Origin of the sequence: Bradyrhizobium sp. S3.2.6 (genome assembly GCF_040546885.1) — a bacterium.
GTDB classification, from domain to species: domain Bacteria; phylum Pseudomonadota; class Alphaproteobacteria; order Rhizobiales; family Xanthobacteraceae; genus Bradyrhizobium; species Bradyrhizobium cytisi.
Genome location: NZ_JBEPOS010000007.1, coordinates 22535 through 39800, shown reverse-complemented (window position 1 = coordinate 39800; position 17266 = coordinate 22535). Strand labels below are relative to the sequence as shown.

The following is a 17266-nucleotide window of genomic DNA, read 5'->3' as shown; positions in this document are numbered from 1 at the left end:
TTGCGTGGCGCGAGCCCGGAATGACGGATCGAGGAGACTTCGCATGCACGTCCCCGCCATCACGGCGAACTATCTCGCGATCCTCGCGCTGATCTACGCCGCGCTCGCGCTGCAGGTCATCCGGCTGCGGCGGAGCAACGCTGCCCCGTTCAACGACGGCGGCAATGAAGGCTTGCGCAGCGCGATCCGCGCCCATGGCAATTTCATGGAATACGTTCCGATCATCGCGCTGATGGTGGCGTTTCTCGAAATGTCCGGCGCATCGCCCTTGCGCATTCACCTGCTGATGGGGGCGCTCGTGCTGTCGCGGCTCTTGCATCCGCTCGGCATGTCCGCGACGCCGGGCTCGCCCAAATTCATGATCTGCCGCAGCGGCAGCATCTTCCTGACCATCGGTCTGCTGGTCTCTTGTGCACTGACCATTCTGTCGCGCCTGCCCTGGGCGGCCGTCGCCGACGAGATATCGGATCAAGCCATTGCAACAATTGAGTTTTTACATGTTGTTCACGTCATTTTGACACTGTAAAGATTTCGCTTGACCCGACGTCGGGCCTGAACTATCAATCTTGACATCGTAAAGATTGGTTCGACCGAGGCGACCATGACGATCTTCCTGATCCTTGCTCCCTATGGCGTCTACACCGTCCTGATGATGGTGACGTCGGCCACGACCAGCGTGTTCGTGGCCTCCGCGATCTGCCTCGCCACCATCGCGATCGACGTGGCCTGCGGCCGCTCGGTGAAGATTTTGGCCGCGGGCTCGGCGATCCTGTTCGCAGGCATCGGCCTCACCCTCGCGCTGCGCGCCCCCTCGCTCAGCACGCTCGGCGTCAGGCTTTCGGTCGATATCGGCATCTTTGTCATCTCGCTCGGCTCGATGCTGGCGCGCCGGCCCTTCACACTGCAATACGCGGTTGAATCCGTGCCGGCCGAGACCGCGGCGATGCCCGGCTTCCTCACCGCCAACTACGTCATCACCGCCGCATGGACCGCGGCCGCGCTCTTGATGATGGCCGCCAACATCGTGCTGCTCTACTTCCCGGGCTTGCCGGTGTGGCTCGGTCTCGCGGTTGCCTTCGCAGCCCGCAACAGCGCGATCTATTTCACCAAGTGGTATCCCGAATATCGCCAGATCAAGTATGGTGCGCCCGCCGGCGCGTTGCCCGAAGCCCAGTGAGACAGGACCGACAATGAAGGACGTATTCGCCCGCCTCGCCTCCGATTTCCTGTCGGCCATCGTCTTCCTGGTGATCTATCTCGTCACCGACAACGTCATCCTGGCGACGTCGGTGGCGATTGCCGGCGCGATCGCGCAGGTGATCTATGCGCGCGTCAAGGGGCGTGAGCTCGGCTACATGACCTATGCCAGCGTCGCACTCGTCATCGTGCTTGGCACGGTCACGCTGCTGACCAACGATCCCCGCTTCATGCTGGCCAAGCCTGCGATCGCGCATTTCGCGATCGGCGCGATCATGCTCAAGCGCGGCTGGATGCTGCGCTACATGCCGCCGATCGTTGTCGGGACCGCGCCGGAATATGTCACCGCTGCGGGCTATGCCTGGGCCGCGCTGATGTTCGTCCTCGGCGCCGGCACGATCGCGGTCGCATCCACCGGCGATCTGAAGCTGTGGGCGTTCTATATCTCTGCGGTCGCGGGCGGCGCCAAGGCCCTCGCCTTTGCCGTGCAATACGTGGTGTTCAGGCTCGTCGTCACCAGCCGCCGGCGCGCCGCCGCCCGCGCCTGAATGCCGCCCAAGCGGCATTAGGCAGGCGTTAGGCAGCGGCTTCAAGTTGCGCTATAGGCTCGGCCCAGGACGGGTTGCGGATCATCGCAGCCTGCCGGGACATTGTTTGGGAGACGCGAATGGCCGTGGACGGAAACTGGAATCTGACCATGACGACGCCGATGGGCGAACGCCAGGCGACGCTGAGCCTGAAGGAAGCGGGCGGCACGCTCACGGGCACGCAAGGTGCGGAAGGCAATACTGCCGAGATTTTTGACGGCACCGTCAGCGGTGACGCCGTCAACTGGAAGGTCTCCATCACCAACCCGATGCCGTTAACGCTCGAGTTCATCGGAACGGTCTCCGGCAACAGCATGAGCGGCGAAATGGGCATCGGCCCGATGGGCAGTTTTCCGTTCACTGGCGCGAAGGCGTAAGCTTATCCTCTCGTGTCCCGGACGCGGTGCAGCGTGTAACGCTGCTCCGCAGAGCCGGGACCCATGCCGCCACATGGACCCCGGATCAGCAGCGCACCGCTTCGCGCTGCGCAGCATCCGGGGAAAGTGGAGCTAGCCCAGATTCAATTCCTTGAAGAAATCATTCCCCTTGTCATCGATGATGATGAACGCCGGGAAGTCGACGACTTCGATTCGCCAGATCGCTTCCATGCCGAGCTCGGGATATTCGAGCACCTCGACCTTCTTGATGCAGTGCTCGGCGAGGTTTGCCGCGGCGCCGCCGATCGAGCCGAGATAGAAGCCGCCATATTTCTTGCAGGCCTCGCGCACCGCTGGCGCGCGATTGCCCTTCGCCACCATCACCATCGAGCCGCCGGCGGCCTGGAACTGGTCGACGAAGGAGTCCATGCGGCCCGCAGTAGTCGGACCGAATGCACCGGAAGCGTAGCCTTCGGGCGTCTTGGCAGGTCCCGCGTAATAAACCGGATGGTTCTTGAAATAATCCGGCAGCGGCTCGCCCTTCTCCAGCCGCTCGCGCAGCTTGGCATGCGCGCTATCGCGCGCGACGATCATGGTGCCGGTCATCGAGACCCGCGTCTTGATCGGGTTCTTCGAGAACGTCGCCAAAATGTCCTTCATCGGCTGGTTGAGGTCGATCTTGACGACCTCGCCGCCGAGCGACTCCTCCACCTGCGGCAGATACTGCGCCGGGTTGTGCTCGAGCTCCTCGAGATAGACGCCGTCCTTGGTAATCTTGCCGAGCACCTGGCGGTCGGCTGAACAGGACACGCCAAGCCCGATCGGCAGCGAGGCGCCATGGCGCGGCATGCGGATCACGCGGACGTCGTGGCAGAAATATTTTCCGCCGAACTGAGCGCCTACGCCCAGGCTTTGCGTCATCTTGTGGATTTCCTTCTCCATCTCGACGTCGCGGAAGGCGTTGCCGTCAGGCGAGCCGTGGGCCGGCAGCGCATCGAGATAGCGGGCCGACGCCAGCTTCACCGTCTTCATGCAGAGCTCGGCCGAGGTGCCGCCGATCACGATCGCAAGGTGATAAGGCGGGCACGCCGCGGTGCCGAGAGTGAGGATCTTCTCTTTCAGGAAGGCAAGCAGCCGGTCCTTGGTCAGCACCGAAGGCGTGGCCTGGAACAGAAAGCTCTTGTTGGCGGAGCCGCCGCCTTTGGCCATGAACATGAACTTGTAGGCGTCATCACCTTCGGCGTAGATCTCGCACTGCGCCGGCATGTTGTTGGCGGTGTTCTTCTCCTCGTACATCGAGAGCGGCGCCACCTGCGAGTAGCGCAGATTACGGCGCAGGTAGGCATCGCGCGCGCCTTCCGACAGCGCGGCCTCGTCGTCACCGTCGGTGATGACGTTGCAACCCTTCTTGCCCATGATGATCGCGGTGCCGGTGTCCTGGCACATCGGTAGCACGCCGCCGGCCGCGATGTTGGCGTTCTTGAGGAAATCCAGCGCCACGAACTTGTCGTTCGGGCTCGCCTCGCCATCCTCCAGGATCGCGCGGAGCTGCTTCAGATGGCCGGGGCGCAGGTAATGGTTGATGTCGCCGAAAGCCGCCTCCGACAGCGCCCGCAGCGCCTCGCGCGACACCACCAGCATGTCCTTCCCCAAGACCTTCTCGACCCGGACACCCTCTGACGTGATCTTCTTGTAGGGCGTCTCGTCCTTGCCCAGCGGGAACAGCGGGGTGTGCTTGTAGGGCGGGACGGGTTTTGAGGCGTCGGGGAAGGCGGTGGGAGCGTTCATGGGGGCAATCTCGGGGTTTTGGAGCCCTCGCGGGCCTCTAAGCATAGAAGCGTTCTAAGCTTTTTTGCCGCAAAGGGAAGGCGTTCTGGCGCGGCCGGGGCATCCCGATTCGGTGCCATGGCGGCCATTTTGCGATCCCCTCGTTCGATCATCGGGTGGTCACGGTTGTGCCCAATCAAGCCGGGTTGCACCCCTTGCACTTCGCGCGCGGCGACGGTTGAATGCGCGCCCTCAAGGGGCTTTTCATCATGATTTTCAAACTGCACCTCCGCGGCGCGATTGTCCTCGCCGCCGCAATCATCGGCCTGGTGACCCTCGCTGTGCCTGCGCGCGCGGACCAGTGCGACGATATCGCCAAGCAGCTCGCCGGTGGGGTTGACGGGCTGAAGGTCAACTTCAAGGCCGCCAACATCATCTACCTGACCCATCCGGCGGCGAAGGAACTGTCGCTCGGCTGCCGTGCCCAGGGACAGACCTATTCCAACGAGCTCTACGCCAAGGGCGACCGCAAGCCGACGCCGCCGTTCTATGATCTGGTCGCTTCCACGGCCGCGATCATCTTCACGGTAACGAAGGATGACACCACGACCGGTGCGACGCGCTGCCTCAAGCGCATGGGCCTGTTGCGCGGCGACAAGGTGACGATGCGCTACAAGCGTCTCAACATGGAATGCACGCGCACCAAGACGGATGCGACGATCGCGATCACGCGGCCTAAGGACGAGTAGGTCGAGTAGGTCGAGCTGCCGCCACACACTCCGTCATTGCGAGCGCAGCGAAGCAATCCAGAGTCTTTCCTCGGAGGGATTCTGGATTGCTTCGCTGCGCTCGCAATGACGAGGAGAGATCGGAGCTCTCCCTGACACAGAACAATGTCAGGCACGAAAACAGTGCGTCTTTCCCTCGCATTTTAACGATTGGCTTGACGGAGCTTTCGTCCCCTCCGGAGCAGGATCAATTGTTTCAATCTGTGAGGATTTGTGGATGAGCGTTTCCAGCGTTGCGCCGCCGCCTGTGACGGTCGTGGTCCCGAGCTACGACACGACCAAGCAGGCGGACGACCAGACCAAGACCAAGGACAACGATCCGACCTATCAGCCGACGCCGCCTGCGCCGCTGCAGCCGGGCCAGGGCACGCGGATCGATCAGCTCGCCTGATCCGGCTTGCCTGCGATGGATCGCCCGGTCCGGTTGACCGGGCTTTTCGCGCGTCCGGCTTGCGGGATAGCGCGGCCAGATTCGTGCGGGGACGGCGGGGAACCGCGCTTGATCGCACGCCTCCTATTGTATCATGCGATTGCCGCCGGCCGCATGCTGGCCGAAACAATGCTATCAATGGCTCGGTCGCGTGAGGGAGCCAGATCGAACATGATCGCACGCCTGCTGTTGCAGAACACCGTTCTCACCGCCGGAATGGGCGCGCTGCTGTTTGCCGCCGCCGGCACGCTGCATTGGCCTGGCGCGTGGGTGTTTCTCCTCACCTCCGTCCTGCTCGGCCCGCTCTGCGGCTGGTGGCTCTACCGGATCGACCCGGCGCTTCTGGCCGAACGACTGCGGCCTGTTTTGCAGAGAGATCAGCCGGCCGCGGACAAGATATTCATGGTCGTGTTCGTCGTGGCGATGCTGGGCTGGCTCGTCGCGATGGGACTCGACCGGCGTCATCTTGCGTCCCACATGACCATCGCATGGCAGGCACTCGGCTTCATGCTGTTCCTCGCCTCGACACTGTTCACGCTGTGGGTATTTCGCGAGAATTCGTTCGCAGCACCCGTGGTGAAGCTGCAGGCCGAGCGCGCGCAGCGCGTGATCTCGACCGGGCCCTACGCCCATGTCCGCCATCCCATGTACAGCGGCATGATCCTGTTCTTCGCCAGCGTGCCGCTGATCCTCGGCTCGTGGTGGGGAATGGCGATTGCGCCGCTCTTCCTGGTGCTGCTTGCGGTCCGCATCCGCATCGAGGAGCGCACGCTCATCGCGGGCCTGCCCGGCTATGCCGACTATGCGGCACGGGTGCGCTACCGCCTGCTGCCCGGACTGTGGTGATTCACGCATCCAGCTCCTTGTAACGGCGGAAGATGCCCTGCTCGTTGAAGGGAATGCGGCGTTCGCTTGCAAGATAGGCCTTGATATTCGGCCGCGCCGCGACACGGTCGTGCAGGCCGACGAGGCCAGGAATGTCTTTCTCGAACGCCTTCATCCGCTTCGGGAAGGCATAGCGCAGGCCATCGACGATCTGGAACAGCGAGAGATCGACGTAAGTCAGGCGCCGACCGGTGACATAGGCGCCGCCATTGTCGTCGAGCAGCTGCGCGAAATAACCGAGATACTTCGGCACGCGCTCGTCCCAGAACTCGGCGGTGCGCTTCTTCGCCGGCGGTTTCTGGTCTTCGTAGTACATCGAGGGCCCGAGCGGATGATGGGTGTCGTGGATTTCGACCACGAGATCGGTGATGGTCAATTGAAGCTGGTGCACCCAGAGTTTTCCGGCATCGGTCTTCGGCGCGAGGGCGTGACGGGCGCCGAGATAGAGCAGGATGTTGGCGGTCTGCCCGATGACGAGCTTGCCCGCTTTCAGGAACGGCGGCGCAAAGGGCGGCGTGCCCTTGTGGGCCCCCATCATCTTCATCATTGCGCCGCTGCCGCGGGGGCCGCGTGCGACGTCGTCGTAAGCCGCGCCCGCTTCCTCCAGCGCCAGCCGCACATATTCACCGCGGCCCTGGATCTCGGGCCAGTAGTAGAGCTCGTACTTCATGAGAAGGGTCCGTGAGCGTGGAAGCGACGGAACCAATGTAACACGCAGCCGAAGGTTCCGTCAGAGAGGGACGAGACGCTCGCACCACACACCCGCAAAGCAAATCCAGACAATCATCGCGGAGGGACGCTGGATTGCTTCGTCGCATCAGCGCAAAATTGCTTCGCAATTTTGTCGCGAGCTCCTCACAATGACGGAGGCCTCAATTCGCCGCGAAACAATACAGCAGGCCATCGCCGCCGGTGCTCTTCAGATCGGCCTGCGAGCAGCCTCCATCGGGGCCACGCGAGAGGTGAGAGCTATTCCAGGACTTTGAGGGCTCGTCGTCGCGCAGGCCTTGGCGATCGGCATGACCAACGATCGCCGCGCCTTGCGTGCTCGACGTCCAGTTCTTGCAGGTCTTGTCGTCGCCCGCGGCAAAGGCGGTGCCGTCGGCTTGCGATCCCGTGAGGATGTCATGCCGGTTCGGCGTGTCGCCGCGGCCGTTGATGACCTCGCCCTTCTCGCTGAGCGCGGTCTGCTTGGTGAGATTGTTGGCCGCGCTGTGGAGGTCGGCCACGTCCTTGGCAATCACCACGCCTTTGGCGTTCTGCCACGGTCCCTTGCCGATGCGGTCTTTGGCATTGACAGCCGGCTTGCCGTCGGCGGCTTGTGTCGAGAGATAGGCGCGCCAAGTTTTTGCAGCGGCACCGCCAACCTGCGCCAGCTTCTGGCACTGCGCATCTGCGCCATCAAGGCCGCCCAGATCGGCGCCCTTGCCGGGACCGATGGAGGTCACGAAGAACGTCATGTAGGGCGACTGCGCTTGTACCGATGGCGCCGCAAGCAAGGCTGCAGCGAGCGCAAGGCCTGACATTGTCACGGATCTTGCGGTGCGGATCATCCTGTCCTCCCGGTTGTGTTGTATTTGGCCGCCTGATGTCAACCCGACGCGCGCCCGCTTATTCCGCTGCCGCGATGCGAGACGTCCAAAGAAAAAGGCGCCGTGCAAGAAGCACGGCGCCCTGGTTTCTCATGTTGCGCGCGCGATCAGTTGGTCTGCTGGATCGCCGACAATTCCCAGGCGCTGCCGGGGCGGCGAGCAAAGGTCCAGACTTCGGTGACTTCGCCCGGCTGCTCGCTGCCGGCGACGAGCGCGCCGGTGTTGCGGTCGACCGTCTTGTCGGTGAGCGCAAAGCGCAACGCCACGGTCGCGTACTCGGTCTCGCCTTCGCGCCAGGCTTCCGCGAGGTCGCCCTGCAGCAGCTTGACGTTGGTCACCTTGTTCACGGCGTTGCGCGCGCGGTTCTCGGCGAGATCCCGCTCGAAATAGGAGACCATCTCCGGCGTCGCCAGCGTATGCAGTTTTGCAACGTCCTCGTTCGACCAGGCGGCCTGGACGTCGCCGAGCAGACGCTCAAATGCTTCGTAGTCGTCCGGCTTGATCTCGAGCGGCGCATTGTTGGCGCCGAAGCCGAAGCCGCCGCCGAGACCCGAACCAAGACCGCCGCCAAGACCGCTGCGATAGCTCTTCTGCGGTCCCGGGCCGGTGTCAGCGCCGGCATAGGCCGCCTGCGGCGCGTTGCGGCGCTGCCACCAGGACATCGCCAGCCGCACCACGAACACGACGAGCACGATCTGGATGATCAGGCCAAGAATCGATGACAGCCCGCCGAGGCCGCCGAACAGGCCGCCGCCGAACAGCATGCCCAGAAGGCCTGCGCCGAGGAAGCCGGCCGCAAGACCACCCAGGAACCCACCGCCGCGGCCGAACAGGCCGCCGCGCGCGGGCGCTGCCGTGTTCATGCCGGCGCCGGGCTGGCTGTAGGTGCGGTTGAACTGTGAGGTGGAGCCCGGCGCGGTCGTGGTCGACGGCGGAGCCGAGAAGGTCCGCGAACCGCGCGAGCCCGACGAGAGGCCACCGCCGACGCGGGCGTCAGCGGAGGAGATCGCAAGCGCCGTCGGCAGCGCGAGCGCCAGAACGACGGCAATCGTCTTCACGAGAGTGCGGGACCATTGCGAGAAATTCATGTTCGTTTCCCAAATCCCCGGCATGGGGACGTGCCAGTAAGATGGGCACCCTTTAGCAAAAGGGAAGCCGGTTTCGGAACCCCCGACTGCGGCCCTCAGTCGCGGGGATGTAGCAAAAGCCCATATTCGCCGGGGGTTTGGCCGGATGTGGCCAGGAACTGTGGTCGCGGGGTACCGGCGGCTATTGCGACGAGAATTCCGCTCTCTCCATTGCGAGCGTGTCGCCCTCACCCCTGCTTCGTCATCGTCTCCTTCACCGCCGCCACGAGCTGGCTGAGCGTGAACGGTTTTGGCAGGAAGTCGAACTGCTGCCCCTCGGGCAGACTCTTCTCGAAGGCATCCTCGGCGTAGCCGGAGACGAAGATGAAGCGGATATCGGGGTTCTTCTCGCGCATCGCCTTGAGCAGCGTCGGCCCGTCCATCTCCGGCATCACGACGTCGGAGACGACGAGATCGATGCCGCCGCTCTGCTCCTCCAGCATCTCCATCGCCTCGACGCCGTTCTCGGCCTCGATCACGGTGTAGCCGCGCGAGCGCAGGCCGCGGGCGTTCAATGCGCGCAGGCCCTCTTCGTCCTCGACCAGCAGGATGGTGCCCTGCCCGGTGAGATCGGTACGGGGCTTCGTCTCCGCGGCCGCAGGCGCGGCGTCCTTCGCACCGCCATTCGTCGCGGCCGGCTGTTCGACCTGCACCTCGGGCTCGGCGTGATGGCGCGGCAGGAAGATGTGGAACGAGGTGCCCTGCCCCGGCTGGGAATCGACGTAGATGAAGCCGCCGGTCTGCTTGACGATACCGTAGACGGTGGACAGCCCGAGGCCGGTGCCCTTGCCGACTTCCTTGGTCGAGAAGAACGGCTCAAAAATCTTGTCGCGGATGTCGGCGGGGATGCCGGTGCCGGTGTCGGCGACCTCGATCCGTACGTAGTCCGCCGCCGGCATGCCCTTGTAGGCGAGCTTGCCCGCCTCGTCGGTCGCGACATTGGCGGTGCGGATGATCAGCTTGCCGCCGTCGGGCATGGCGTCGCGCGCGTTCACCGCGAGATTGACGATAACCTGCTCGAACTGGGAGACATCGACCTTGACCGGCCAGAGATCGCGGCCGTGGATCAGGTCGAGCTTGACCTTCTCGCCGATCAGCCGGCGCAGCAGCATGGTGAGATCGGACAACGCATCGCCGAGATCGAGCACCTGCGGCCGTAGCGTCTGCCGCCGCGAGAACGCGAGCAGCTGCCGCACCAGCGTCGCAGCACGCGTGGCGTTCTGCTTGATCTGCATGATGTCCTGGAACGACGGATCGGTCGGCTTGTGCGCGTTCAGCAGGAAGTCGTTCGCCATCATGATGGCGGAGAGCACGTTGTTGAAGTCGTGCGCGATGCCACCGGCGAGCTGGCCGACCGTCTCCATCTTCTGCGACTGGTTGATCTGGTTCTCCAGCGCGCGCCGCTCGGTGGTCTCGAGCATGTGCACGATCGCGGCTTCGGCGTCGTTCTCGGCCGCATCGACCGGCGTGACGAAGAACTGGCCCCAGCGCTCCTTGGTCCCTTCCAGCGCCACCTCGACCGGCGCGATGTCGGCCTGGTTTTCGGCGGCCTGGTTGATGGCTGCAATCAAAAGGTGGCGATCGCGCGCATTGATCGCGCGGAAGATCGACTTGCTGGCGCTGTCGAGCCCGAGGGCCTGCGCGAGCTTGGCGTAGCGCGCATTGGCCCGCACCACGTTGCCGCCGCGGTCCACGGTGGCGATCGCCATCGGCGTGTGATCGAAGAAGCGCATGAAGCGCACTTCGGCGGCGCGGTCCGGATCGCTGCGCTCGTCGCGGGCACGGCTGATGACGAGCGTGCGCGAGGGCCCCGGCGCGCCGTCGGCGCCGAACGCGAGCTTGTGGTAGAGCCGCACCGGCATGGTCTTGCCGGTGCGCATCCGCAGATCGATGTCGAAGACTTCGGTCTTCACCTCGCCCGGCACCGCCACGATCGAGCTCAGCAGCGAAGCGCCGTCGCCGGAGACGATGTCGGCGAGCTTCAGCCCGCCGGAGCCGATCTCGGCGAGATCATAGTCGAGCCAGTTCGCCAGCGTCGCATTGACGTAAGCGAGCTCGCTGGCGGGATTGACCGAGAAGAAGCCGCACGGCGCGTGATCGAGATATTCGATCGCGTGCTGGAGCTCCTGGAACACGTCCTCCTGGCGCTCGCGGTCGCGGGTGATGTCGGCGATCGACCACACCGCATATTTGGCTTCGCGCTTGCCCGTGCCGAGCGGGCGCACCCGCATGCGCAGCCAGCGGCCCTGGCTACCGTCGTGGCCGGAGATGCGCACCTCTTCCTGCTGGCGCTTGCCTTCGCGCGCGGCCTTGAGCAGGCGGAACACGGCTTCCGAAACGTCCGGGTTGCCGATGAAGACGCGCTCCACGGGGCGCACATCCTGCGGACCGGAGGCGCCGGTCAGCGTCAGATAGGCCGCGTTGGAATAGACCACATGGCCACGCGGATCGGTCACCGCGAGGCCGTCGAAGGCGTGATCGGCGATACGCCCCATCACGGGATCGTCGAGATTGCGGTCGACGAAGCGGATGATGCCGGCGGCGAAGGCGAACAGATTGAACAGGCCGATCATCGCCAGCACGGCGAGGATCCCGAGGATATAGGGCTGCGCCTGCGCGCGCCCGAGCGTCATCAGCCCGATGGCGACCGCGACGAGGCCGGTGGCCACCAGGAGCACCAGCGCAATGCTGCCCGAGCGCGGCGACGGCTCATGCGCCGCAACGGGCTCGCGTGACAGGTCGTGGTCGGTCTCGGCAGTCATTTCACGCTGGCATGGCCTGTCGACAGAGAATCAACGCGCCACGGGGCACGTGGGGTCCTCCCTGCCTGAATCGGACCCGCGGACGCAAGGGCGGCAGCGGCGAAACGTACGCTGATTCCCAGTTTACAGCCATTTCCGGTACTTTTCGGGGTTTTATTGCCGCGCGGCGCTGAAACCGCGCTTCAGCCGGATGACGTAGCCGATGACTTCGGCGACTGCATGGTAGTGCTCGACAGGAATTTCCTTGTCGATTTCGGCGGTGGCGTACAGCGCGCGGGCCAGCGGCACGTTCTCGACGATCGGGATGTCGTGCTCGCGCGCGATCTCCCGGATCTTGAAGGCGAGGTTGTCGACGCCCTTGGCGACGCAGATCGGCGCCGACATGCCGCGCTCGTAGGACAGCGCCACCGAATAGTGGGTCGGGTTGGTGATGATCACGGAGGCCTTGGGAACCGCCGCCATCATGCGCTTCTTGGAGCGCTGCTGGCGCAATTGCCTGAGCTTGCCCTTGATATGCGGGTCGCCTTCGGACTGCTTGAACTCCTCCTTGATCTCCTGGAGCGACATCTTCTGCCGCTGGAACCAGCTGCGATACTGGAAGAAATAGTCGCCAATGGCGATGATCGCGAGCGCGGCGACCACTGCGCCGAGCAGCTGGACGGTCAGGCCGGTGGTGGCGCCCAGCATGGCCATCGGATCGAGCTTGACCATCGCCTCCATGCGGTGCCGTTCCGGCCACAGGATCGTGGTCATGACCACCCCGAGCACGACGAGCTTGCCGATGCCCTTGAGAAAATTGGCTCCCGCCTGCTTGCCGAAGATGCGCTTGAAGCCGGCAGCGGGTGAGAGCTTGCTGAATTTCGGCGTGAGAGATTCGGCCGACCACACCAGCCGGTGCTGGAGCATATTGCCGGCAATCGCAGCCAGCACCAGCATCAGCAGGGGCACGCCGACCGCCGCGAACACCGCGACTTCGACCTGCTGCATCAGCACGAGCAGGTTCCCGGGGTCGGTTTTGATCATCCAGGAATTGGCGAGCAGATTGCGCATCGGCGTCAGCAGCCCGCTGCCGACCGAGCCGGAGAAGGTCGAGACCACGAGCGTGCCGCCCGCGATCATGAACCAGGTGTTGATCTCCTGGCTCTTGGCGACGTCGCCGCGTTCGAGCGCCTCTTCGAGACGTTTTTGGGTCGGGTCTTCTGTTTGGCTCTCTGGATCGTTGTCTTCCGCCATCGATCACCCGTTACCAGTTACTTGAGCGGCATCATCTGGTGCATGACACCGATGAAGTAGTCGAGATAGGTGCCCATCATCGCCGTGAGCACTACGGCCAGCACCATGAAGCCCGCGAAGATCGATAGCGGCACGCCGACGAAATAGACCTGCATCTGCGGCATCAGCCGCGCCAGCACGCCGAGCCCGATATTGAAGACGAGGCCGAACACCAGGAACGGGCCGGAAAGCTGCAGGCCGAGCAGGAACGCGGCGGAGAAGGCCCGCGTGGCGAGCGAAGCGACGTCGCCGCTCGATACGGTCTCGCCCGGCGCGAAGATCGCGTAGCTGTCGTTCAGCGCCGCGATCACCAGGTGATGGCTGTCGGTGGCGAACAGCAGCGTGACACCCAGCATGGTGAGGAAATTGCCGACCAGAACGCCCTGCTGCCCTTGCGTCGGATCGACCGAGGTGACGAAGCCAAGTCCCATCTGCTGCGCGATCACGGCGCCTGCGACCTGCAGCGCCGACAGCGTCACGCGCGCGGTTGCGCCGAGCACGATGCCGATCACGATCTCATGCAGCATCAGCACCAGCATCGGCGCGAGCGAGCCCATGTCGACCTGATAGGCATTGCGATGCAGCGGCAGGATGATCAGCGTCAGCAGAAGCGCGATCGACAGCTTCACCCGCGTCGGGATGTTGGTCTCGCCGAGCCCCGGCAGCAGCATCACCATCGCGCCGACCCGGGCGAAGGCGAGCATGAAGGCCGCGGCAAGCGCCGGCAGCAACGAGACGTCGATGCGCATGGTGGGCGCATAGTGCCTCAGCCGCCGATGATTCGCGACGAGATCCGCAGCATGTGGGAATGAAGCGCGTCGGCCATGAACGGTAGCGCCAGCAGCATCGTGGCAAAGATGGCCAGAATCTTCGGCACGTAGACCAGCGTCTGCTCCTGAATCTGCGTCAGCGCCTGGAACAGCGACACGATCACGCCGACCACGAGCCCGACCACCATCAGCGGCGAGGACACGATGACGATGGTCCAGATCGCATCGCGGGCGACGTCGAGGGTCTCGGGTCCGGTCATTTCAGAATTCCCTTATTCAAGCTTCATCCCCGCCGCACCGACGAGAACCACACACCCCTCCCCGTCATTGCGAGCGCAGCGAAGCAATCCAGACTGGTGCCTGCGGAAAGATTCTGGATTGCTTCGCTTCGCTCGCAATGACCGCGGAGGCCGAAATCAGATCGGCATCTTCATGATGTCTTCATACGCCGCGATCACGCGGTCGCGGACCGAGACCAGCGTGGACACCGCAACATCGGTGTCGGCGACCGCCGTCACCACGTCCATCACATTGGCCTTGCCGGAGGCCATCGCCACGGTCTGCGCGTCCGATTTGCGGCCGGATTCCATGACGCTGCCAACCGCGTCTTTCAGCAGCGAGGCAAAGGACTGCCCGCTCGCCTCGCTGCCCTTGCCGGCGCCGCTGTTCTCCAGCACGCGGGCAAGGTTGGCATAAGCATTGGCCGCGATTGTCGGTGTTGCCATGGCCTGGGGTTTCCTGTTCAGCTCTTGAGGATGTCGAGCGTGCGCTGGATCATCCGGCGCGTTGCACTGATGATGTTGACATTGGCCTCGTAGGACCGCTGCGCATCGCGCATGTCGGTCATCTCGACCACCGAATTCACGTTGGGATATTTGACGTTGCCGGTGGCATCCGCCGCCGGATTGCTCGGCTCGTATTTGACGCGGAAGTTGGACTGGTCGGGCTTGATCTTGCCGAGCGTGACGACCTGCGCGTCGAGCGTGCGGTCGAGCGCCGCGGAGAATGTCGGCACCTTGCGCCGATAGGGATCGCCGCCTGCGGTCGGCGCGGTCGAGTCCGCATTCGCGATGTTTTCCGAGATCACCCGCATTCGCCCGGCCTGCGCCCGCAACCCGGAGGTCGCGATCGCCATCGAGCGGGCAAAGTCGCTGCTGTCATTCGCCATGTTGCGCCTCTCCTAGCTCTAGCCCTTGCCGATCGCGGTCTTCAGAAGATGCAGGCTCTTCGAATAGAGCGAGGTGACCGCCGCATAATCCATCTGGTTGTTGGCGGACTTCATCATCTCCTCTTCGAGATTGACGGCATTGCCCGCAGGACGGGTCTCGAAGCCCGCATTCTTGTTCTGGTCGAAGCTCGAGGCCGAGCCCGATGACGTCATGTGCGAGGCGCTGGTGACGGCCATGGCGAGCGGCCCGATCGAGCCCGCCGGGGCGCCGGTCTTGTCGAATTTCGGCTCGACCAGCTCGCGCGGCCGGAAATTGGGGGTATCGGAATTGGAGACGTTCTCGGACAGGACGCGCTGGCGTTCCTGGTGCCACTGCATCTTGGTGCGAAGCGCCGACAGCACCGGAAGATCGTTGATGGACATCGTTGCGGCTCCTTGCGCCTCTTGCAGACCCTGAGGTCCGAAGCTAGGCAGAATTTGCCGCGTGTATGGTTAACAGGTGGTTAAGGCGTGGCGGATGCATGTTTCTGATTGAGACATGCAACGGTCCCCCGTGATTCTACCCATTCCAAAAGCCGCATTAACCCAACTGCCTGGCGGCCCTGCGCAGGCCAAGAAGTCGTTTTGGATCGGGCGATTCATAGGTTATTAAGACTTGGGGACGGCAAGGCTTGCCGTGGGACGTTAAGAGATCACAGTTTTGGGGCATCGCACGCCGGTGGTCGGCGCATCCGACCATAGGCACGAGAGAAGCGCCATTTACCGGGGACAGGTATGAACGGTAGCCCTATCACCTTCATCGTCGCGTTCATCGTCGTTCTGGCGTTGATCGGCGTCGCGGCGTGGCTGGTCCGCCGATTCGCGACCACCCGGCTCGGCGCCAACACCCAGCGCGGCAGGATGCCCCGGCTTGCGGTGATCGACGCGGCTGCGGTCGATGGCCGCCGGCGCCTGGTGCTGGTGCGCCGTGACAATGTCGAACATCTCCTGATGATCGGCGGCCCGACCGACATCGTCGTCGAACCGAATATCGTGCGCGCCGCAGCCGGCCGCGACCAGATTCCGCAGCGTCCCAGCGCGGCCGAGCCGCCGCGCCTCGCCCCGATGCCCGATGCCGGCAGCTGGGCCGACGAAGCGCCGCGACCCGAGGTGCTCGACCATCCCGAGCCGCAAATGCCCGAGCCGCCGCCGCGGCCCGCACGTCCGTCCTTTGCCGACGAAGTCCGCCGGCCGGCGCCCGCTCTGGCCGAACGCCGTGGCGAACCGGCGCTCGGCGGCTTTTCGCCCGAACCGATGCCGCCGCGTCTCGAGCGTGAGCCCCGCCCCGAGCCGATGCCGCCGCGCGTTGCGCGCAGCGAACCGCCGCTGATGCCGCGCCCGCCGCGCCAGAACGAGCCGGTGAAGGTGCCGCCGGTGCGTGCCGAGCGCGCGGCCGCGCCGCCGCCTCCTCCGCCCGTGCCGCAGGCACCGCCCGTTCCGCCGCCGGCCGCAGTTGCCGCGCCGTCGAGTGCCGAGCAAAATCTCGCCGAGATGGCCCAGCGCCTCGAGGCGGCGCTCCGTCGTCCGGCCGGCGAGACCATCGCCCCACCGGTTGCGCCGGATCCGCCCGCCGCGCCGCCGCGCGCCGCACGGGTCGATCCGCCGGCCCCTCCGGCGCCGCCGGCCAGGCCGGCTCCGGAAAAGACCAGCTTTGAAAATCTCGAAGACGAGATGGCCTCGCTGCTCGGCCGTCCGAAGCCGTCTTCGTGAGGCTGCCGTCCTTTCCGCGTAGAGTTCTTGTCCCCTCTGTTCTGATCGCCGCGGCCTTGCTCGCCACCCCTGCGCATGCGCAGGACATCAGCATCAATCTCGGTGGCCAGGGCGGCGGTGGCGTCACCGAGCGCGCGATCCAGCTGATCGCGCTGCTCACGGTGCTGTCGATCGCGCCGTCGATCCTGATCATGATGACGTCGTTCACGCGCATCGTGGTCGTGCTGTCGCTGCTGCGCACCGCGATGGGCACGGCGACCGCGCCGCCCAACTCGGTGATCCTGGCGCTGGCGATGTTCCTCACCTTCTTCGTGATGGGGCCGGTGCTGCAAAAATCCTACGACGACGGCATCCGTCCGCTCGTCGCCAACCAGATCGGCGTCGAGGACGCGCTCCAGCGCGCCTCCGTCCCGTTGCGCGGCTTCATGCAGAAGAACGTGCGCGAGAAGGACCTGAAGCTGTTTCTCGATCTCTCCGGCGAGCCACCGCCGGCGACGCCCGACGAGCTCGCCCTGCGCATCCTCGTCCCCGCCTTCATGATCTCCGAGCTGAAGCGTGCCTTCGAGATCGGCTTCCTCCTGTTCCTCCCTTTCCTGATCATCGACCTCGTCGTCGCCTCGGTGCTGATGTCGATGGGCATGATGATGCTGCCGCCCGCGACGATCTCGCTGCCGTTCAAGCTGATCTTCTTCGTGCTGGTCGACGGCTGGTCGCTGGTGGCGGGAAGCCTGGTGCAGAGTTACGGGGGGTGATGACGCCAGCGGCGCATCCCCTCTGCCCCGACGATAGATAGCC

The 17266-nt window shown here is 64.6% G+C and carries 20 protein-coding genes; 9 read left to right on the top strand and 11 right to left on the bottom strand.

Annotated elements, in window-relative coordinates:
• The first annotated feature begins 43 nt into the window (after positions 1-43).
• The 4 genes from ABID58_RS15315 to ABID58_RS15300 all read left to right on the top strand — a co-directional run bounded on the left by ABID58_RS15315 (position 44) and on the right by ABID58_RS15300 (position 2161).
• Positions 44-526: an MAPEG family protein gene (locus tag ABID58_RS15315; protein ID WP_354033242.1), complete on the top strand. Its 483-nt coding sequence runs from the start codon at positions 44-46 to the stop codon at positions 524-526.
• Positions 527-601: 75 nt separating this feature from the next.
• The gene (locus ABID58_RS15310; protein ID WP_354033241.1) at positions 602-1177 is read left to right on the top strand and encodes a hypothetical protein; all 576 of its coding nucleotides are present in this window, start codon (positions 602-604) and stop codon (positions 1175-1177) included.
• A gap of 13 nt (positions 1178-1190) precedes the next feature.
• Positions 1191-1745: an inner membrane-spanning protein YciB gene (locus ABID58_RS15305; protein ID WP_148751417.1), complete on the top strand. Its 555-nt coding sequence runs from the start codon at positions 1191-1193 to the stop codon at positions 1743-1745.
• 119 nt (positions 1746-1864) lie between these two features.
• Positions 1865-2161 (top strand): hypothetical protein, encoded by a 297-nt coding sequence (locus tag ABID58_RS15300; protein WP_354033240.1) that lies wholly within the window; start codon positions 1865-1867, stop codon positions 2159-2161.
• Positions 2162-2293: 132 nt separating this feature from the next.
• On the opposite strand, the gene ABID58_RS15295 is transcribed toward ABID58_RS15300, so the two are convergent.
• Positions 2294-3949 carry a fumarate hydratase gene (locus ABID58_RS15295; protein ID WP_148751415.1) on the bottom strand — a complete coding sequence of 552 codons (1656 nt, stop codon included), beginning with the start codon at positions 3947-3949 and terminating at the stop codon, positions 2294-2296.
• A 248-nt stretch (positions 3950-4197) separates the two neighbouring features.
• Here ABID58_RS15295 and ABID58_RS15290 point away from each other — a divergent pair, with 248 nt between their 5' ends.
• From ABID58_RS15290 to ABID58_RS15280, 3 genes are all read left to right on the top strand, one after another.
• Entirely contained in the window at positions 4198-4677 is a 480-nt protein-coding gene (locus ABID58_RS15290) for a hypothetical protein (protein WP_148751414.1), read from the top strand.
• Positions 4678-4933: 256 nt separating this feature from the next.
• Entirely contained in the window at positions 4934-5107 is a 174-nt protein-coding gene (locus ABID58_RS15285; protein WP_354033239.1) for a hypothetical protein, read from the top strand.
• Between the two features lie 210 nt (positions 5108-5317).
• Positions 5318-5992: a methyltransferase family protein gene (locus tag ABID58_RS15280; protein WP_148751413.1), complete on the top strand. Its 675-nt coding sequence runs from the start codon at positions 5318-5320 to the stop codon at positions 5990-5992.
• Between the two features lies 1 nt (position 5993).
• Here the strand turns inward: ABID58_RS15280 and ABID58_RS15275 are convergent, their stop codons facing one another.
• From ABID58_RS15275 to flgB, 10 genes are all read right to left on the bottom strand, one after another.
• The gene (locus ABID58_RS15275) at positions 5994-6701 is read right to left on the bottom strand and encodes a glutathione S-transferase (RefSeq protein ID WP_354033238.1); all 708 of its coding nucleotides are present in this window, start codon (positions 6699-6701) and stop codon (positions 5994-5996) included.
• 202 nt (positions 6702-6903) lie between these two features.
• The gene (locus tag ABID58_RS15270; protein ID WP_354033237.1) at positions 6904-7584 is read right to left on the bottom strand and encodes a lectin; all 681 of its coding nucleotides are present in this window, start codon (positions 7582-7584) and stop codon (positions 6904-6906) included.
• Positions 7585-7730: 146 nt separating this feature from the next.
• Positions 7731-8735 carry a Tim44 domain-containing protein gene (locus tag ABID58_RS15265; RefSeq protein ID WP_354033236.1) on the bottom strand — a complete coding sequence of 335 codons (1005 nt, stop codon included), beginning with the start codon at positions 8733-8735 and terminating at the stop codon, positions 7731-7733.
• A gap of 203 nt (positions 8736-8938) precedes the next feature.
• Complete coding sequence (gene cckA, locus ABID58_RS15260) at positions 8939-11512, bottom strand: cell cycle histidine kinase CckA (RefSeq protein WP_354033235.1); 2574 nt, start codon at positions 11510-11512, stop codon at positions 8939-8941.
• A gap of 153 nt (positions 11513-11665) precedes the next feature.
• On the bottom strand, positions 11666-12745 hold the full coding sequence (gene flhB / locus ABID58_RS15255) for a flagellar biosynthesis protein FlhB (protein ID WP_354033234.1): 1080 nt from the start codon (positions 12743-12745) through the stop codon (positions 11666-11668).
• A 17-nt stretch (positions 12746-12762) separates the two neighbouring features.
• Positions 12763-13533 (bottom strand): flagellar biosynthetic protein FliR, encoded by a 771-nt coding sequence (fliR, locus tag ABID58_RS15250; protein ID WP_354033233.1) that lies wholly within the window; start codon positions 13531-13533, stop codon positions 12763-12765.
• A 17-nt stretch (positions 13534-13550) separates the two neighbouring features.
• Positions 13551-13814, bottom strand: a complete 264-nt coding sequence (fliQ, locus tag ABID58_RS15245; RefSeq protein ID WP_027534765.1) for a flagellar biosynthesis protein FliQ — start codon at positions 13812-13814, stop codon at positions 13551-13553.
• Between the two features lie 156 nt (positions 13815-13970).
• A complete protein-coding gene (gene fliE, locus ABID58_RS15240) occupies positions 13971-14279 on the bottom strand; it encodes a flagellar hook-basal body complex protein FliE (RefSeq protein ID WP_148751406.1) in 309 nt (102 codons plus the stop codon).
• Between the two features lie 17 nt (positions 14280-14296).
• Positions 14297-14722 (bottom strand): flagellar basal body rod protein FlgC, encoded by a 426-nt coding sequence (gene flgC, locus ABID58_RS15235; RefSeq protein WP_148751405.1) that lies wholly within the window; start codon positions 14720-14722, stop codon positions 14297-14299.
• A gap of 18 nt (positions 14723-14740) precedes the next feature.
• Complete coding sequence (flgB, locus tag ABID58_RS15230) at positions 14741-15145, bottom strand: flagellar basal body rod protein FlgB (protein ID WP_148751404.1); 405 nt, start codon at positions 15143-15145, stop codon at positions 14741-14743.
• 351 nt (positions 15146-15496) lie between these two features.
• Here flgB and ABID58_RS15225 point away from each other — a divergent pair, with 351 nt between their 5' ends.
• Both ABID58_RS15225 and fliP read left to right on the top strand, forming a co-directional pair.
• Entirely contained in the window at positions 15497-16471 is a 975-nt protein-coding gene (locus ABID58_RS15225) for a flagellar biosynthetic protein FliO (protein ID WP_354033232.1), read from the top strand.
• Positions 16468-17223: a flagellar type III secretion system pore protein FliP gene (gene fliP, locus ABID58_RS15220; RefSeq protein WP_354033231.1), complete on the top strand. Its 756-nt coding sequence runs from the start codon at positions 16468-16470 to the stop codon at positions 17221-17223. Before ABID58_RS15225 ends, fliP begins: the two co-directional genes overlap by 4 nt.
• Positions 17224-17266 lie beyond the last annotated feature (43 nt).

What these genes read in the sequence shown, in the direction of transcription:
- ABID58_RS15290 (WP_148751414.1), top strand. Translation starts at nt 4,198, where the DNA reads ATGATTTTCAAACTGCACCTCCGCGGCGCGATTGTCCTCGCCGCCGCA.
- ABID58_RS15285 (WP_354033239.1), top strand. Translation starts at nt 4,934, where the DNA reads ATGAGCGTTTCCAGCGTTGCGCCGCCGCCTGTGACGGTCGTGGTCCCG.
- fliE (WP_148751406.1), bottom strand. Translation starts at nt 14,279, where the DNA reads ATGGCAACACCGACAATCGCGGCCAATGCTTATGCCAACCTTGCCCGC.
- ABID58_RS15310 (WP_354033241.1), top strand. Translation starts at nt 602, where the DNA reads ATGACGATCTTCCTGATCCTTGCTCCCTATGGCGTCTACACCGTCCTG.
- ABID58_RS15295 (WP_148751415.1), bottom strand. Translation starts at nt 3,949, where the DNA reads ATGAACGCTCCCACCGCCTTCCCCGACGCCTCAAAACCCGTCCCGCCC.
- ABID58_RS15300 (WP_354033240.1), top strand. Translation starts at nt 1,865, where the DNA reads ATGGCCGTGGACGGAAACTGGAATCTGACCATGACGACGCCGATGGGC.
- flgC (WP_148751405.1), bottom strand. Translation starts at nt 14,722, where the DNA reads ATGGCGAATGACAGCAGCGACTTTGCCCGCTCGATGGCGATCGCGACC.
- ABID58_RS15280 (WP_148751413.1), top strand. Translation starts at nt 5,318, where the DNA reads ATGATCGCACGCCTGCTGTTGCAGAACACCGTTCTCACCGCCGGAATG.
- fliQ (WP_027534765.1), bottom strand. Translation starts at nt 13,814, where the DNA reads ATGACCGGACCCGAGACCCTCGACGTCGCCCGCGATGCGATCTGGACC.
- cckA (WP_354033235.1), bottom strand. Translation starts at nt 11,512, where the DNA reads ATGACTGCCGAGACCGACCACGACCTGTCACGCGAGCCCGTTGCGGCG.
- ABID58_RS15305 (WP_148751417.1), top strand. Translation starts at nt 1,191, where the DNA reads ATGAAGGACGTATTCGCCCGCCTCGCCTCCGATTTCCTGTCGGCCATC.
- flhB (WP_354033234.1), bottom strand. Translation starts at nt 12,745, where the DNA reads ATGGCGGAAGACAACGATCCAGAGAGCCAAACAGAAGACCCGACCCAA.
- ABID58_RS15265 (WP_354033236.1), bottom strand. Translation starts at nt 8,735, where the DNA reads ATGCCGGGGATTTGGGAAACGAACATGAATTTCTCGCAATGGTCCCGC.
- flgB (WP_148751404.1), bottom strand. Translation starts at nt 15,145, where the DNA reads ATGTCCATCAACGATCTTCCGGTGCTGTCGGCGCTTCGCACCAAGATG.
- fliR (WP_354033233.1), bottom strand. Translation starts at nt 13,533, where the DNA reads ATGCGCATCGACGTCTCGTTGCTGCCGGCGCTTGCCGCGGCCTTCATG.
- ABID58_RS15225 (WP_354033232.1), top strand. Translation starts at nt 15,497, where the DNA reads ATGAACGGTAGCCCTATCACCTTCATCGTCGCGTTCATCGTCGTTCTG.
- ABID58_RS15315 (WP_354033242.1), top strand. Translation starts at nt 44, where the DNA reads ATGCACGTCCCCGCCATCACGGCGAACTATCTCGCGATCCTCGCGCTG.
- ABID58_RS15270 (WP_354033237.1), bottom strand. Translation starts at nt 7,584, where the DNA reads ATGATCCGCACCGCAAGATCCGTGACAATGTCAGGCCTTGCGCTCGCT.
- ABID58_RS15275 (WP_354033238.1), bottom strand. Translation starts at nt 6,701, where the DNA reads ATGAAGTACGAGCTCTACTACTGGCCCGAGATCCAGGGCCGCGGTGAA.